Origin of the sequence: Chitinophaga rupis (genome assembly GCF_900109685.1) — a bacterium.
Taxonomy (GTDB): Bacteria; Bacteroidota; Bacteroidia; order Chitinophagales; family Chitinophagaceae; genus Chitinophaga; species Chitinophaga rupis.
Map to the genome: position 1 here is coordinate 1 of NZ_FOBB01000021.1, position 1,895 is coordinate 1,895.

At 52.6% G+C, this 1,895-nt stretch carries 1 protein-coding gene; it reads right to left on the reverse strand.

What is annotated here, in order from left to right:
* Positions 1 to 1,895 (reverse strand): condensation domain-containing protein (locus BMZ54_RS32650; protein ID WP_143081228.1); only part of this gene is annotated, 1,895 nt, incomplete at both ends.

Here is a 1,895-nt window from a genome sequence, read left to right on the forward strand (position 1 = left end):
ATACCACTGTCTGTTAGCAGGTACTGGCGGCGGGCAGCGGGGTAAGCCGGATCTACCGGCACATAAGCGCCGCCGGCTTTCAGAATGGCCCATAAGCCTGCGAGTAAAGCAGGGCTGCGCAAGCCCTGCAAGCCTACCGGCGTGTTGGGTGTTACCCCATAATCACGGCGCAGCAGGTGGGCCAGCCGGTTAGCGCGGGCTTCCAGCTCGCCGTAGGTAATACTTTCATTCCCCTGCACAATGGCCACCCGTTGCGGGTATTGCTGTGCAATAAGGCTCAACTGCTCCTGCAGGCATTGTGCGGCTGCAAAAGGTGCTGCCTGTTCGCCATTGCGTAATAAAGCAGCCTGCTCATCCGGCGGCATTAGCCGGTAAGACTGTATAACAGCACCCGGCGCGGCCAGGATATTTGTTAGCAAGGTGTTGAAATGTTTTGCCAACAGCGCTATCCGGGCAGCATCAAAGAGGTCTGTATTATATTCCAGGGCAGCGGTTAAGCTATTTCCTGCTACCGTAAAATTGAAAGTAATATCAAATTTGCTGGTGGGCAGTTCCGGCTCATAATACGCAACAGGCGCAGTGGCCTGCTGCTCACCGTTCAGCATCACCATCACATCAAACAGCGGATGGCGGCTGGTATCCCTTTTAAGCGGCAGCTCATTCACCAGCTTATCAAAAGGATACTGCTGGTGCGCAAAAGCGTCCAGCACCAGTGCTTTTGTTTGAGCAAGCAAAGTGGCAAAAGTATCTTCCGTGTTAAAACGGCAGCGCAGGGCCAGTGAGTTCGCATACATACCTGCCTGGTCTTCCAGGTCCTTATAGTCCCTGCCGGCAGTTACTGTTCCTATCACCAGGTCATGCTGCGCAGTGTATTTATGCAACAATACCTGCACGCATGCCAGCAAGGTCATAAAAAGAGTGGCGCCCTGTTCCTGGCTGAATGCCTTCAGCTGCTGCGCCAGCGGTTGATCCAGCTGAAAATAATAGGTATGGCCGTTATAGGTTTTAACAGCGGGGCGGGGGCGGTCTGTTTGTAAAGCCAGCACAGGCAGCTCTCCCGCAAACTGTTGCAGCCAGTATTGCTGCTGTGCGGCAATAATAGCAGCTCCTTCTCCCTGCTGCTGCCATACGGCATAGTCGCGGTACTGGATGCGCAAGGGCGCTAACGGTGATGGTTGTTCCTGCACAAAGGCTTCGTATAACCGCAACAGCTCCTGTAATAATATTTCTGCTGACCAGCCGTCTGTGATAATATGATGCATGTTGAGCAGCAGCACATATTTTTTCTGTTCCAGCTGCACGAGCGTGGCATTGAACAGCAAGGGCTCCTCCAGGTTAAACCGGGTGGATGCCGCAGCAGTAAGCATAGCAGCCAGCTGCTCATCATCTTTTCCCTGGGCGGATATTACGTTCAGCTTACAGTGAACAGTATCTGCAGCATGGATCACCTGCACCAGCCTGTCTTCCTGCATTATAAAACCGGTGCGTAAGATCTCGTGCCGGCTTATCAATGCATTAATGGCCTGCTCCAATATAAGCGGCTGTATAATCCCGGTGAGATAACAGCCGGCCGGCATATTATATGCGGCGGCGGCCTTTTCCATATTATCCAGTAACCAGATGCGCTGCTGTGCATAGGAAACCGGGTAAAAAGACTGCGGTTCCTGCACAGGGATGCTGTTATGCCTTGTGGCGGCGGCGTTTTCCAACCTGATTGCAAATGTGCGTATAGTTGGATAGGAAAAAATATCTGTCAGTACTGCGTTTAATTGTAAACGGCGGTGAATAGCCGAAAAGATGCGCAGCGCTTTCAGGGAATGCCCGCCCAGCTCAAAAAAGTTATCTGTTACGCCTACACGGGAAATACCCAGCACCTCCTGCCAGATCTGCTGCAG